At 69.7% G+C, this 13505-nt stretch carries 13 protein-coding genes; 8 read left to right on the forward strand and 5 right to left on the reverse strand.

Annotated features, from left to right (window positions below; translation table 11 throughout):
* Positions 1–88: 88 nt before the first annotated feature.
* Both ccrA and U9978_RS09775 read left to right on the forward strand, forming a co-directional pair.
* Positions 89–1426 carry a crotonyl-CoA carboxylase/reductase gene (ccrA, locus tag U9978_RS09770; RefSeq protein WP_322760758.1) on the forward strand — a complete coding sequence of 446 codons (1338 nt, stop codon included), beginning with the start codon at positions 89–91 and terminating at the stop codon, positions 1424–1426.
* A 311-nt stretch (positions 1427–1737) separates the two neighbouring features.
* Complete coding sequence (locus U9978_RS09775; RefSeq protein ID WP_322760759.1) at positions 1738–2388, forward strand: sugar-binding protein; 651 nt, start codon at positions 1738–1740, stop codon at positions 2386–2388.
* Positions 2389–2450: 62 nt separating this feature from the next.
* On the opposite strand, the gene U9978_RS09780 is transcribed toward U9978_RS09775, so the two are convergent.
* The 4 genes from U9978_RS09780 to U9978_RS09795 all read right to left on the reverse strand — a co-directional run bounded on the left by U9978_RS09780 (position 2451) and on the right by U9978_RS09795 (position 7290).
* Positions 2451–2738 (reverse strand): hypothetical protein, encoded by a 288-nt coding sequence (locus tag U9978_RS09780; protein WP_322760760.1) that lies wholly within the window; start codon positions 2736–2738, stop codon positions 2451–2453.
* Positions 2735–3370 (reverse strand): YkvA family protein, encoded by a 636-nt coding sequence (locus U9978_RS09785; RefSeq protein WP_322760761.1) that lies wholly within the window; start codon positions 3368–3370, stop codon positions 2735–2737. Before U9978_RS09785 ends, U9978_RS09780 begins: the two co-directional genes overlap by 4 nt.
* A 156-nt stretch (positions 3371–3526) precedes the next feature.
* Positions 3527–5344 (reverse strand): 3-hydroxybutyryl-CoA dehydrogenase, encoded by a 1818-nt coding sequence (locus tag U9978_RS09790; RefSeq protein ID WP_322760762.1) that lies wholly within the window; start codon positions 5342–5344, stop codon positions 3527–3529.
* A 209-nt stretch (positions 5345–5553) separates the two neighbouring features.
* Positions 5554–7290, reverse strand: coding sequence for an adenine deaminase C-terminal domain-containing protein (locus U9978_RS09795; protein ID WP_322760763.1), 1737 nt, complete (start codon positions 7288–7290; stop codon positions 5554–5556).
* Between the two features lie 369 nt (positions 7291–7659).
* On the opposite strand from U9978_RS09795, the gene U9978_RS09800 reads away from it, so the two are divergent.
* The 4 genes from U9978_RS09800 to U9978_RS09815 all read left to right on the forward strand — a co-directional run bounded on the left by U9978_RS09800 (position 7660) and on the right by U9978_RS09815 (position 10831).
* Complete coding sequence (locus U9978_RS09800; RefSeq protein WP_322760764.1) at positions 7660–7962, forward strand: urease subunit gamma; 303 nt, start codon at positions 7660–7662, stop codon at positions 7960–7962.
* Positions 7963–7967: 5 nt separating this feature from the next.
* Positions 7968–8348: an urease subunit beta gene (locus U9978_RS09805; protein WP_322760786.1), complete on the forward strand. Its 381-nt coding sequence runs from the start codon at positions 7968–7970 to the stop codon at positions 8346–8348.
* A complete protein-coding gene (locus U9978_RS09810) occupies positions 8345–10075 on the forward strand; it encodes an urease subunit alpha (RefSeq protein ID WP_322760765.1) in 1731 nt (576 codons plus the stop codon). The genes U9978_RS09805 and U9978_RS09810 overlap by 4 nt, the downstream gene beginning before the upstream one ends.
* A gap of 75 nt (positions 10076–10150) precedes the next feature.
* Complete coding sequence (locus U9978_RS09815) at positions 10151–10831, forward strand: urease accessory protein UreF (RefSeq protein ID WP_322760766.1); 681 nt, start codon at positions 10151–10153, stop codon at positions 10829–10831.
* Positions 10832–10927: 96 nt separating this feature from the next.
* On the opposite strand, the gene U9978_RS09820 is transcribed toward U9978_RS09815, so the two are convergent.
* On the reverse strand, positions 10928–11596 hold the full coding sequence (locus tag U9978_RS09820; protein WP_322760767.1) for an endonuclease V: 669 nt from the start codon (positions 11594–11596) through the stop codon (positions 10928–10930).
* A gap of 162 nt (positions 11597–11758) precedes the next feature.
* Between U9978_RS09820 and ureG the strand changes: the two genes are divergently transcribed.
* Positions 11759–12538 (forward strand): urease accessory protein UreG, encoded by a 780-nt coding sequence (gene ureG, locus U9978_RS09825; RefSeq protein WP_416210911.1) that lies wholly within the window; start codon positions 11759–11761, stop codon positions 12536–12538.
* Positions 12457–13491: an urease accessory protein UreD gene (locus tag U9978_RS09830; protein WP_322760768.1), complete on the forward strand. Its 1035-nt coding sequence runs from the start codon at positions 12457–12459 to the stop codon at positions 13489–13491. Before ureG ends, U9978_RS09830 begins: the two co-directional genes overlap by 82 nt.
* Positions 13492–13505: the final 14 nt, after the last annotated feature.

Consider the following 13505-nt stretch of genomic DNA (forward strand, 5'->3'; position numbering starts at 1 on the left):
GGACGCACACCCCCAACCGCGCGACTCATAGGCATACCCGTCAGTAGCATCTGCCCAGCGCCACCGGATGACGCACGGGAGGTCGATCGTGAAGGAAATTGTCGAGGCAATTCTCGCCTCTGACACATCCAAGGCGGCGTTCGCGGCCCTGCCGGTACCCGAGACCTACCGGGGAGCGGTGGTCCGCAAGGACGAGGTCAATATCTTCAACGGGCTCGCGTCCCGGGACAAGGACCCCAGGCGCGCCCTGCACATCGACGAGGTCAGGACCCCGGATCTGGGTCCGGGCGAGGCGCTGGTCGCCGTGATGGCCTCCGCGATCAACTACAACACCGTCTGGACGTCGATCTTCGAACCACTGCCGACGTTCGGCTTCCTGGAGCGCTACGGCCGGCTGTCCCCGCTCGGCAAACGCCACGACCTCCCCTACCATGTGGTCGGCTCTGACCTCGCCGGTGTCGTCCTGCGTACCGGTCCCGGCGTACACATGTGGTCCCCCGGTGATGAGGTGGTCGCCCACTGCCTGTCGGTCGAGTTGGAACGCCCGGACGGCCACGACGACACCATGCTCGACCCCGAGCAGCGCATCTGGGGCTTTGAGACGAACTTCGGCGGACTCGCCGAGCTGGCCCTGGTCAAGGCCAACCAGCTCATGCCCAAACCCGCGCACCTGAGCTGGGAGGAGGCCGCCGCCCCCGGGCTGGTGAACTCCACCGCCTACCGCCAGCTGGTATCCCACAACGGCGCCAACATGAAACAGGGCGACGTGGTACTCATCTGGGGCGCGAGCGGCGGGCTCGGCTCCTACGCGACCCAGCTGGCACTGAACGGTGGCGCCATCCCGGTGTGTGTCGTGTCCTCGCCACGCAAAGCCGAGATCGTGCGCCGGATGGGCGCCGACCTGGTGATCGACCGGGCCGCCGAGGACTACCGGTTCTGGACCGACGAGCACACCCAGAACCCCAAGGAGTGGCAGCGCCTCGGCAAGAAGATCCGCCAACTCACCGGCGGTGAGGATCCCGACATCGTCTTCGAGCACCCCGGGCGGGAGACCTTCGGCGCGTCCGTGTACGTCACCCGACGCGGCGGGACGATCGCGACCTGCGCGTCCACGAGTGGCTTCATGCACTCCTACGACAACCGCTACCTGTGGATGAACCTGAAAAAGATAGTCGGGTCGCACTTCGCGAACTACCGCGAGGCGTGGGAGGCCAACCGGCTGATCACCAAGGGCCTGGTCCACCCGACCCTGTCCCGCGTCTACCCGCTCACCGAGACCGGTCAGGCCGCCTATGACGTCCACCGCAACCTCCATCAGGGCAAGGTCGGAGTACTCTGCCTCGCGCCGGAGGAAGGTCTCGGGGTCCGCGACGGCGCCACCCGCGAGCGCCACCTCGCCGCGATCAACCGGTTTCGCGGAGCTTAGTGGTCGGCGCTGGAAGTTCGTCCAGGGTCTGCCGGCGCCAGGCGGCGCCTCGCGTCGTTGTCGTCAGCCCAGGTAGAACACCGCTACCTGGGCTTCCTCCGCCTCGCGACACATCCACCTGGCATCCGGCACCCCCCGAACAACTGCCAGCGCCGACCACTTAGAGCGCCCGGCAATAGGGGGCGCGGCGTCGCGGGGCCGGGGCACGCACCTCGATCCACACCCCTATCGCCGGCCCGATTTCTGTCGCGGTGCCGATTGCATACCGGCTCCTACACCTCCCGGTGGCTGGTCTGGCACTCTGATGTCCTATGAGCGAGCAAACCGATCTCATCCCAATGTCCGACGGCACGGACGCCTCGCCGGACTTCGATCTGGTTCGTCGCGGCTACGACCCTCATCAGGTCAGGGCGCACGTCAACTGGCTCGTCGAGCAACTGCGCGAGGCGGAGTCGCATCGGGCCGCTGCCGAGGCCGCGGCGTCCGAGGCCGCATCCGAAGCCGCCGCGGTACGTGATGACCTCGCCGCCAACCGACCCGCGTGGGAGGACTTCGGCGGCCGGATCACCCAGATTCTCCAGCTCGCGGAGGAGGAGGCCGCCGCCGTGCGGGCCGAGCGGACGCAGGAGGCCGATGCCGCGCTCCAGAAGGCCCAGCAGGAGCACGCTGACGCGCGGCGGACCCACGAGCGGACGATCCGCGCTGCCGAGGCGAGCGCCCAGGAGATCCTTTCGACGGCGCAGGCCGAGGCCGACGGCATCGTCGCCACCGCGCGTTCCACCGCCGAAGCCGCCGAGGAGGAGTCCCGTCGCCGCCTGGCTGATCTCGGCCGGCAGCGCGACCAGGTGACCGCCCAGCTCGGTCAGCTGCGCGACCGGTTGGCCGCGGCCATGGCTCCGCTGGACCTCGGATCGGACCCGTCGCCAGCGGACACCGGGGAACCGGCGACCGCTCGTTCGTGAGCCGCTCGTTCGTGAGCCGTCCACGCCGACCGCGGTCTGGTCCGGCTGTCAGCCCGGTGGGATCACCAGCCCGGCGGGGTGGTGCGCCGATCACGACGGGTCCAGCAGGTCGTGTGCCAATGCCTACGCTCGGCGATATGATCGTCGCGCCAGCAGACGACGTGCGGGGTCGCCGGCAGGATCTCCTGCTGGCAGCCGGGGCAGCGGTAGTACTTGCGTGCGGCCGCACCGCTGATCCGGCGCACGATCCAGTCCCCGTCCGCACTCTGTTCGATCGTCTCGGCTCCGACGACGGCCGGTGGGACGGGTGGTCGCTCCGGCCGCGCGCGCCGCGACCGTCTGCGGGTCACCGCGAACGCGACGCCGGCGGACCTTCCGGGCTGCGAGGCCGCGCCACGCGGGGCCCTGGCATGCGGGGTCGTGACATGCCACGGTCAGTGCCGGGTTCGGACGCGGCCGTCCGATGGACGCGATCAACCTCGACGACGTCAACCGTGACGAGGTCGCTTTCGATGACCTCACCCTCGATGACGCGGTGCGGATCATCCCCTATTCCAGGGCGCCGACGGGGGCCGGCGAGCCGGTCCATGGTCGACCCGGCGAGTGTCCTGGCCAGTTTCACCCGTCGAATCATCCCTCGCGGCGACGACAGCGCGGAGGACGCGCCGATCATGACCTGGAAAGTCCGATCGCTGCCACGCCAGTGCTCGCGCAGGATGGCCTCACCCGCGCCCATCTGCAGGCGACGGAACGCGAAAGCCACGAGCGCGATGTCGTCCAGCTGACCCACGACGGGAATCAGGTTCGTCAGCCGGTTGCGCGGCGAGACCAGATAGGCCAGGGATGCCGCCGCCTCCATCTTGGCCGACTGCGACACCCGCGGATCGACGAGAACCCGCCGCAACATCACCACGAGATCGGGCACGAATGTCACGATCTCGCGGCCGACCTCCCGTGCGGCGTCCTTGTCCAGCGAGACCATGGGCTTCCTCCGAAACGACAGCGGGACCAGGCGGGCCATGCCGGTACCCGGCCCGGTACAAGATCGAACCCGGCACAACATGATGTCCGGCGCCATCGTAGGCGACCAGACGCGCGTCCGAACCGACCCGGACCGGTCACCGACCCCGTCGCCGGATCAGTGGACGCGAAAGCCGCGCCGGGTCTTGCGACCGAGATAACCCGCCTTGACAAGGTGTTCAAGCAGGGGAGCCGGGGCGTATCCGGGCTCCCGGAACTCCAGGTACAGCGTGCGCACAATGGCGAGCGTCACGTCCAGGCCGACGACGTCCGCGAGCTCGAACGGCCCCATCGGATGAGCACAGCCGACCTTCATCGCCGTGTCGATGGCCTCGACATCCGCGTAATGCGCCTCCAGCATCTTCACGGCGTCGTTGAGATACGGGAACAGCAGCGCGTTGACGATGAACCCGGCACGGTCCGCGCAGAGCACCGGGTGTTTGCCGGCCGCCCGCGCAACCTCCAGGACCGTCGCGGTGACGTCGTCCGCGGTCAGAACGGTCGGCACGATCTCCACCAACCGCATCACCTGGGCCGGGTTGAACCAGTGCATCCCCACCACATCCTGGGGACGCGACGTGGCGGTCGCGCACTCGATCACCGGCAGGGACGACGTGGTGGTCGCGAGGATCGCCCCGGGTCGTGCGACCGCGTCGATCTCGGCGAACAGGGCTCGCTTGACCTCGAGATCCTCCACGACTGCCTCGATGATGAGGTCACAGTCGGCGAGCGCGGCAAGGTCGGTCGTGGCCCGCACCCGCGCGAGGGTCGCGGCCCGCTCATCCAAGGTGATCCGGCCCTTGGCGACGACCTTGTCCAACGACCACTCGAGTTTCTTGCGCACATCGGCGATCTTCTCCTCGCCGCGCGCACGCAGGACCACGTCATAGCCGGAGCGGGCGGCGACCTCGATGATCCCGCTGGCCATGGTTCCGGTACCGATGACACCGATCGTGCGCACCGGCCGGGTCGGCACGCCCGATCGTCCAGCCCCCGTCCCGGTCCCGGTCCCGGTCCCGGTCCCGGACGAGGGGACGGAGTCCGACGTGACGGCATCGACGATCTCGGATGAATCGGGAGCCGCGTAGGTGTAGAAGCCGCGGCCGGTCTTGCGACCGAGCATCCCGGCAGTGACCAGTTGCTTGAGCAGGGGCGCCGGGGCGTGCAGGTGGTCCCGGGAGGTGTGGTAGATCGAGTCGAGGATCTCGTACGCGGCGTCGAGGCCGATCAGGTCCAGCAACGCCAACGGGCCCATCGGATGACCGCAGCCGAACCGCATGGCCGCATCGATGTCCTCGCGGGTGGCGTAGTGGGCCTCCAACATCCGCACGGCATTGTTGAGGTAGCCGAACAGCAGGGCGTTGGCGATGAAGCCGGCCCTGTCCCCGGCGACAACCGCGGTCTTGCCGACCTTCGTGACCAGCGCCTCAAGATCCGCCAGTACCGCCGGGTCTGTCACCACCGTACGGATGATCTCTACCAGGCCCATCACCGGCGCCGGGTTGAACCAGTGGGTGCCAACGACCCGCGACGGCCGGGACGTGCCGGTGGCCAGCTCGGTGATCGACAGCGAGCTCGTATTCGTCGCAATAATCGTTCCGGACGGACACAGTGCGTCCAACTCGGCGAGAACCGCCCGCTTGTCCTCGATCCGCTCGGGTACCGCCTCGACGACCAGCCCACAGCCCGCCACAGCCGACAACTCGGTGCCGGCGTGGATCCGGCCGAAAAGCGCGTCCCGGTCGGCCTCGGTCAACTTGCCGCGGCTGACCGCCCGGTCGGTGGAGTGGCGGATGTGGCCGAGCCCCCTGGCGAGCGTCTCGTCGTTGAGTTCGACGCCCACCACGTCGATGCCGGCGCGCGCAAGAACCTCAGCGATCCCCGCGCCCATGGTGCCGAGTCCGACAACGCCGACTTTGGTGAAGTCCTGGGCCATGCCGACCACCCCTCTCGTCGCTGTGTCTGTGCCCACTAGCGGTGCGCGAGATACTCTCAAATCTTTGGCGCACAAGCGCACGATCGCCATCCGACGTGGCATCCACGAAAAACCGCACAACGATGTGAATCTGATGCTGTCGCAGCGACACTGATTTCACATCGTTGGCGCTGATCAGTGATCACTGATCACTGATCAGTGATCAGTGATCAGCGGTGGCAGAGCTGCCCGCCCAGCGGCGCGAGGGTCAGAAACGGCGACGCAATGGTGCAGCCGAGCGCGGCGGCGGCCGAGTCAACCCCGGCCAGTTGATCGCGCACGGCCTCCCACGAAGCGTCACTCATCAACCCCGCCACCGGCAGCGGGCACGCCGCCAACACCCATCCGCGGTCGACCACCACAAAGCCGCCGCACATTCCCTCCAGTGCCCGCACCGCGGTCATCATGTCCTGGTCCGCGACCCCGATGACGGCCAGATCGCCGGGAGCCACACTCGTGGTCATCGCGATCGCACCCTGGCGCAGACCGATCCCGCGGATGAAACCCACCCGCATTCCGCCGGCCCGGTCCGCACCCCGCGTGACCAGGGCGACCTTGAGCAAATCGTGCCCGGGATCGGCCACCACATGACCGGTACCGCCGGTTGTAGGGCCGGGCCGCACCGCGACGATCTCGACCCCGGCAGTCCCGTCCGCCGCGACGCTCACCTGCACGCCCCTGACCGTGCCGGCGGACTCCCGGCCGGCCGCAGTCGCCGCAACGGCGAACGAACCGCTGAACAGACCGGGCGGCAGGGTCACCCGCTCCCGACCCCAGTCCGGGAGCACATCGAGGTTGTCGAACAGCGGACGGCCACGCTCGGCGGCCATCCGCCCGTTGACGAGAACGATCTCCGGCGGCCTGGATCCCGCGATGTCGCTGACGATCTGGATGTCAGCCAGATGCGCCGGCGCGAGCGATCCGAGCAGGTGGTCCAGGCCGTACCGGCGGGCCGGATCGAGGGTTGCCATCCGGATGGCGGTCATCGGCTCCACCCCGGCCCCGACCGTACGGCGGACAACCCGGTCGAGGTGGCCGTGGTCGACGATGTCGGTGATCTTCCATGCGCCGGAAAGCTCCAGCGGCGCGTCAACGGCCAGATCGTCAACGGCCAGATCGGCAACGGCCAGACCGTCGACACCACGATCACCCGCGGCACGATCACCCACAGCCGTGCCGTCCAGGTCGGGCAGCCCGGATACAGCGCCGGTACCCGCCATCCCGGGCAGCGAGAGGTCGGCGGGCCCGATTAAAGGAACGGATTGACGGGGCAGCCACGTCCTGGTGTCCGGGAGGCTCGCGTCAGCCCGAGTGCCCGTACCGGCGCCTGCCGGGGAAGTCCTGGCAAGCAGCCGCACCGGGGTCCCGGAGGTGGTCACGAGCGGCGCACCGCGCGGTCCGCAGAGCGCGACCGGCAGGCCGGCGTCCACGAGCAGAGTGACCGTCCCTCGTGGCACTACGAGACGAGCAAGCTCACCAGGCGTCAGCAAGGTCTGTTCTAAGCGGACGTACGGATCGATATAGGCCGGCAGGAGGTAACGGCCGGAGGCGTCCAGGGAGCGGCGGGCACCCAATGTCCCGGGACGTGTCACCGCAGCTATGAACCGACCGGCGATGAGCAGGTCACGACGCCGCAACTCGCCGGTCTGGACGACGACCATCATGCCGCCTCGGATGACCAGATCCGCCTCCTGCGCACCGTTCGCGACCCGCCGCAGCTGCTCGAGCTCCGTCGCGGTCGGCGCCAGGTGGGACGCGCCAACGGCATCGAACCGGGTACGGCGGGCCGGAGACGTGGCACGGGCCGTCCCGCCAGCCGGCACCGCTGGCGCCGGCACTGCTTCGGGCGAGCAGAGCGCAGGCGCGGACACGAGCCGCAGCCGTTCACGGTCACGCTCGGCGGTCATAGAGCCTCCGAAAACCCAGTTCTGGCGAGCACGGTCTAGGGCGCAACGCAACGCTCCCGCTCGATCCGGCTCAGCGACGTCGCCCGAATGCCACCGCGCACCAACCTCACGGCCTCGGGCCGGGACGCACGCGGCCGAGCAACACCCGGTGAAGAGTCGAGCAGCGGTACGGAACGGCGGAACAGCAGGACAGCAGGATTAGCGGCGTGGCGTCATCACTCTGCCGCCATGCAAGCCGACTGTGCCCACGAACCCGCGGCTTGTAACGCTTCCGTAACCGAGCCGTCCCGGGCGGACACAACCGGGACCCCCAGCCATGCGGATCGACCACCGTGTGTCCCTGTTGCCGGGCGCTCTATGCTTCCAGGTGTGCAGCTGAGCCCGCATGAGCAGGAACGGCTGCTGATCCACGTCGCGGCCGGCCTCGCCCGGGAGCGACGCGCCCGTGGCCTGCGGCTCAACTACCCCGAGGCGACCGCCGTTATCACGTCCTTCCTTCTGGAGGGCGCGCGTGACGGGCGTACCGTCGTCGATCTGATGACGGCCGGCCGCAGCGTACTAACCCGCGAGGATGTCATGGACGGCGTCCCCGAGATGCTCACCGAGGTCCAGGTCGAGGCGACCTTCCCAGACGGCACCAAACTGGTGACCGTGCACCAGCCGATCCCGTGAACGGCATCAGGCCGGGCGAGATCCGCCACAGCGACGACCCGGTGGAGATCAACCCGGGGCGCCCCATGTTGACGCTACGGGTTCGCAACCTCGGCGACCGTCCAGTCCAGGTTGGGTCGCACTACCATTTCGCCGCGGCCAATCCGGCACTCGACTTCGATCGGAACGCCGCCTGGGGGTACCGGCTCGCCGTACCCGCCGGCACCGCCGTCCGCTTCGAACCCGGGGTGGACCGCGAGGTGGATCTGGTGCCGCTCGCCGGCCGACGGATCGTGCCGGGCCTGCGGGCCGAATCGGCCGGCCCGCTGGACACGGCCAGGCCGGACACGGCCAGGCCGGACGAAACGGGGCCGGACGGGACGGGGCCGGACGGGACGATCCGGTGAGCCGGTATCTGGACCGCGCCCGCTACGTCGACCTGTACGGTCCGACGGTCGGTGACCGCATCCGGCTGGCGGACACTGACCTGTTCATCGAGGTGACCGAGGACCGCAGCCGCGGTCCGGCCGGCGCCGGCACCGGTGACGAGGCGGTGTTCGGCGGCGGCAAGGTGATCCGGGAATCCATGGGGCAGGCCCGCGCCTCGCGCGCGGAAGGCACCCCCGATCTGGTCATCACCGGCGCGGTCGTGCTCGACCACTGGGGCGTGGTCAAAGCCGACATCGGCATCCGGGACGGCCGGATCGTCGCGCTCGGCAAGGCCGGCAACCCCGACACCATGGACGGTGTCCATCCCGATCTGGTGATCGGGCCGGGCACGGAGATTCTCGCCGGAAACGGGAAGATCCTCACAGCGGGCGCGGTGGACTGCCACGTCCACCTGATCTGTCCGCAGCAGGTCCCCGAGGCCGTGGGCGCCGGCATCACCACACTGATCGGCGGCGGCACCGGGCCAGCCGACGGCACGAGGGCCACCACTGTCACCCCCGGCCCGTGGAACCTCGCCCGGATGCTGTCGGCGATGGACACGCTGCCGGTGAACGTCGTCCTGCTCGGCAAGGGCAACACGGTGGGTGAGGCCGCGCTGTGGGAGCAGCTGCGCGCCGGTGCCGCCGGCTTCAAACTGCACGAGGACTGGGGGTCGACGCCCGCCGCGATCGACGCCTGCCTGCGGGTCGCCGACGCCGCCGGGGTGCAGGTGGCGCTGCATTCCGACACGCTCAACGAGGCCGGTTTCGTCGAGGACACCCTCGCCGCGATCGCGGGACGGACCATCCACGCCTACCACACCGAGGGTGCCGGCGGCGGGCATGCACCGGACATCATCACCGTGGCCGCGGCGCCGAACGTCCTACCGAGCTCGACGAACCCGACCCGGCCGCACACGGTCAACACCCTTGATGAGCACCTCGACATGCTCATGGTCTGCCACCATCTGAACCCGACGGTGCCCGAGGACCTGGCCTTCGCCGAGAGCCGGATCCGGCCGTCCACCATCGCCGCCGAGGACATCCTGCACGACCTCGGCGCCATCTCGATGATCGGCTCAGACTCGCAGGCCATGGGCCGCATCGGCGAGGTCGTCCTGCGGACCTGGCAGACCGCGCATGTGATGAAGGCGCGGCGCGGTGCGCTGCCCGGGGACGGCCGGGCGGACAACGCCCGTGCCCGGCGTTACGTCGCCAAGTACACGATCTGCCCGGCCGTCGCGCACGGCCTGGACGCCGAGATCGGCTCGGTGGAACCGGGCAAACTCGCCGACCTCGTCCTCTACGACCCCGCGTTCTTCGGCGTCCGGCCGTCCGTGGTCATCAAGGGTGGATTTGTCGCCTGGGCGGCGATGGGCGACGCCAACGCATCCATCCCGACTCCGCAGCCGGTGCTGCCGCGTCCGATGTGGGGGGCGGCGCCCGGCCCGGCGGCGGCGTCGTCGCTGACGTTCGTCGCCCCGGCCGCCCTCGACGACGGCCTGCCGGAACGGCTCGGCCTGGCCAAGCCGATGGTTGCCGTGGCCGACGTACGCCGGCGCGGCAAGGCCGACCTGCCCGAGAACACCGCGACACCCGACATCCGGGTGGACCCGGAGACGTTCACCGTGAGCATCGACGGGGATGCCGTGGATGCCGCACCCGTGGCCGAGCTCCCGATGGCCCAGCGCTACTTCCTGTTCTGAGTTCCTGTTCTGAAGTTCCTGTTCTGAGCGTTGTCCGGACGAGCGGTCCGGGAAAGCAGTCCGGAAGGATGCTGAATGCCAGACGCGAGCCGGGCGGCGTTGCTGTTGCTCGCGGACGGCCGGTTGCCGGCCGGTGGGCATGCCCATTCCGGTGGCGTCGAGGCCGCGGTCGTCGATGGCAGCGTCCGCGATCTCGACGATCTCGAACAGTTCCTGCGTGGACGGCTGGCCACCGCTGGTCTGGTCGCCGCCGCCTTTGCCGCGGCCACCTGCCGGTCGTACCCGGCGTCCGGGGCTCCCCCGAACAGGATCATCATCGAGCTGGACGCGGAGCTCGACGCCCGGACGCCGTCACCGGCGCAACGGTTCGCGAGCCGTGCGCAGGGCCGTGCGCTGCTGCGTGCGGGTCGCGCCGCCTGGCCGGGAATGCACTGCCCGATCCCGGCGCCGCATCATCCGGTCGCGTTCGGCCTGGTCGCCGGGCACGCCGGCATCTCCCCCACCGATACTGCGCTCGCGCTGGTCTACGGCGCGGTCAGCGGACCCGCGTCGGGCGCCACCCGCCTGCTCGGGCTGGACCCCTTGGCGGTCACCGCCGTACTCGCGCGGCTATCGGCCGACCTGGAGCTCACCGCCGCCGAAGCCGCGGCATCCTGCGACCGCCTGCCCGCAGACCTGCCTGCGCTCACCGGACCGCGCCTGGATCTCCTCGCCGAGCGTCACCGTGCTGCCGAGGTCCGCATGTTCGCGTCCTGACCCGAACGGCGTTCCACCCACCGGCCGACCCGAATGATCTTTCGAGGTTTGTACGATCAACAGGGCCACGATCGGCCTACAAACCTCGAAAGATCACTAACGATCGGCGAGGCGACCTGCCGCCAGCGCTCGGCGGGACAGCCGATCGGCGGCGCGGGTGGTTTCTGGTAGACGATGACGCGGCGTGAGATCGAGAATGCACCGGCATGCGGTGTCCAGGTCGATTCCGTGCCCCACGGAGACGAAGACCTCCTTGACCCCGGTCTGGGTACGTAGCGCCCGGCCGACCGTGTCACCGCCGTCGACAATCGGCGACCACGAGCCACGCTGCTCCCCCGGGCGACGGTAGCGTCCGATGAACGGCGTTTTCGCGACGCCGACCGTCGGCAGGTCGAGCGTGACCCCGAGATGGCAGGCGAGACCGAACCGGCGTGGATGCACAAGGCCGTAACCGTCACAGACCAGCAGATCCGGAGGATTGCCGGTGGGGAGCTCTGCCCACGCATCCAGCAGCGACGGCAGCTCCCGGAAGGACAGCAGACCCGGCACGTACGGGAAGGCGGCCCGGCCCGCGGCGGTGGCGTGACCGATCGGCCGCCAGTCGGGAGCGGCCAGCAGGACGACCGCACCTGCGACGCGGTCGGTGGCCGTGTCATATGCAACGTCAAAGCCCGCCACGGTGCGTACCGTGCGCGGTCCCGGACCCACCGCGTCCACCTGATCGCGCAGCTTTTCCTGGATGGCTACCGCATCCTCGATCCGCATCGACTCTCCACCCCGTCAACCACGGTCAACCACTCAACGATGTGATTCTGATGCTGGTATCACAGCACCAGAATCACATCCTTAGAGCGCCCGGCAATAGGGGCGTGGATGAAGATGCGGGGTTGGGTGCGGAGCCGGGAGAGTGCCTGAGAAGGTGTAGCGATGCACCGCGAGCACGACATCCAGACGTTCCCTGTTACGGGCGGCGGCCCCGCGCAGATGGCCGACAGCTGGCAGGTACCACGGACGGCGGCACCGGTCACGCTCCCGACCAGCCGGGCGGTACGGATCGGTATCGGCGGGCCGGTCGGCAGCGGCAAGACCGCGCTGGTCGCGGCCCTGTGCCGGACCCTCGGTGAGACGCTGCGGATCGCGGTCGTGACCAACGACATCTACACCACCGAGGACGCTGACTTCCTGCGCGCGGCCGGCGTGCTCGACCCGACGCGCATCCGTGCGGTCGAGACGGGATGCTGCCCGCACACCGCCATCCGGGACGACATCACCGCGAATCTGGACGCCGTCGAGGACCTGGAGTCGGCCTGCTGCCCGCTTGACCTGATCTTCATCGAAAGCGGCGGGGACAACCTGACCGCGACCTTCAGCTACGGCCTGATCGACCGACAGATCTTCGTCGTCGACGTGGCCGGCGGCGACAAGGTGCCCCGCAAGGGCGGTCCCGGGGTGACAGGTAGCGATCTGCTCGTCGTCAACAAGACCGACCTCGCTCCGCTGGTGGGCGCGGACCTCGGCGTCATGGCCCGGGATGCCGAACGCGTCCGGCGCGGACGCCCGGTGCTTTTCACCTCGCTCGCCGCCGAACCGCAGGCGGCGGCGGTGGCCCAGTGGGTGCTACTGCAATGTCCGCGACAGGCTCCGGCTCCGGAGCCGGAGCCGGAGCCGGAGCCGGAGCCGGGTCCGGCTCCGGGCAGGCGGATCTGAACACGTTGCCGGCGACGGCCACGAGCGACCGCACCGGCCGGACGTCGATCAGCGCGCACGCGGCCGTACGGGTCGATCCGACACCGGACGGCGGGATCCGTGTGAGCGAGCTGCGGTCACAGGTACCGCTGGTGCTGCGCCGCACCGGCACGGCGGACGGACGCACGGCGGACGGATACTGCGGCTCCGATACGCTCCCGTACCGGTACGTACCGACCGCGACCGTCCATCTGGTGAATGCCGCGGCTGGTCCGCTGGCCGGTGACCGGCTGCGGCTCGACATCAGCGTCGGAGCCGGGGTGGCCCTGGTGCTACGCACGGTGGCGGCAACCGTGGCCCTGCCCGGCCGCGGGGACCGCGCCGGTGGCGGCGATGGGGACGACAGCGGCCGTGGGAACCGTGCGGATCTGCCGTCATTGTTCGACGTACACGCCGACGTGGGGCCGGATGGCGCGCTCGCGTACCTGCCCGAACCGACCGTGGCCGCCCGCGGCTGTCGCCACCACATGCGGGCGCGGATCCGGCTGGCATCGACCGCCCGGCTGCTGTGGCGGGAGGAAATCGTCCTCGGACGCTTCGGTGAACCAGCGGGCTCGATTTCCTGCGCGCTGCACGTCGATGTCGATGTCGATGTCGAGGGCCGAGGCCACGACCGCCACGACCGGGCGGGTCGCAGCGCGATGGTGCGCCCGCTCCTGCGCCAGGAGCTGCGCCTCGATCCGGGTACGCCCGGCCTTGACGGGCCGGCTGTCCTCGGCGGCGCCCGCGTGACCGGTTCGCTGCTGATCGCGGGCCCCGGGCCGGACGGGCTCGGGGTTGCCCCGGCGGTCACGGACACCTTCGCCCTGCTCCCCCTGGCCGGGCCGGGGGTTATGATCAGTGCGCTGGCGCCCGACACAGTCACACTCCGCCATGCTCTGAACACAGGCCGAGCCATGGTCGCCCACTGGTGAGCGGCCGTGCGATG

This window comes from Protofrankia sp. Cr2, from assembly GCF_963555885.1.
Lineage (GTDB): Bacteria > Actinomycetota > Actinomycetes > Frankiales > Frankiaceae > Protofrankia.